Source organism: Streptomyces sp. WAC06614 (assembly GCF_003949795.1).
Lineage (GTDB): Bacteria > Actinomycetota > Actinomycetes > Streptomycetales > Streptomycetaceae > Streptomyces.
Map to the genome: position 1 here is coordinate 1 of NZ_RPRY01000735.1, position 858 is coordinate 858.

1 protein-coding gene is annotated in these 858 nt (G+C 76.9%); it reads left to right on the forward strand.

Annotated elements, in window-relative coordinates; genetic code table 11:
- Positions 1 to 35 precede the first annotated feature (35 nt).
- Positions 36 to 858, forward strand: an 823-nt coding sequence (locus EF918_RS36210) for a hypothetical protein (RefSeq protein ID WP_125653021.1), incomplete at its 3' end; no start/stop codon positions are given.

Sequence of the window (858 nt, forward strand, 5' to 3'; positions counted from 1 at the left end):
TCGGATGTGTTTACGAGACAGGGGGTGGGTCGGTCGTGGACGTGGTCGACGTACGGGTCGCTGCAGCGGTCGGCATCTTCGCGGCGCTGCTGTCCGCGGTCGTCGTCGTGCGCTCCTGGGCGGCGAAGGAGCGCGCGTGGGACAGGCTTGCCGCGAGCGCGGGCCCGGTCCGGCCGCCGGAGGCGGGACTGTCCCTGTACGAGCTCGCCTTCCTCGCGTACCCGGACGGACCCGGCGCAGTGCTGGGCGTCGCCCTGGTGCGGATGCACGCCGAGCAGCGGCTGACGCTCCGTTCCCAGGGAGTCGGCTTCCACCGCTTCGAGGTGGCCGACCCGGTTCCGCGCGACGAGGTGGAAGCCGCGCTGCTGAAGCGCCTGGCCGAGGAGGCCGGCCGGCTGCCCACCGCCCTCGGCCCCCACGACCGGTCCGGCCCGCCGTGGGACGAACTGCACCGGCGGCTGGTGACGGACGGCCTGCTGGGCGAACGGGGTCTGCCCGACGGCGTCCCCGCCGATGCGCCGGAGGTCCTCGCCTGGACGGCCGCGTGCGTCCGGGTGAACCGCACGAGGGCCCGCGTGCTGGCGGGGTTGTGGGCCGCGGGAGCGGCGACGGCGCTCCTGTCGGGCGCCTGGCTCCTGCTCGCCGTCCACGTGGCCGCCTCCCCGGCCCTGTCCTTCCTCGGCAGGCGGCCCACCCGCGTGCAGGGCCTGCGCACCACCGAGGCGGGTGAGGCCGCGGTCCGCGCGGCCCGCGCGGCGCCACCCGCCTCGGAGGAGGCCCAGGTGCTCCTGCGCGTGGCCGTGGGGGGCATGGAGGCCGTGCCGTACGGGCACCCGCTGTGGCCCACCCCCGGACGGC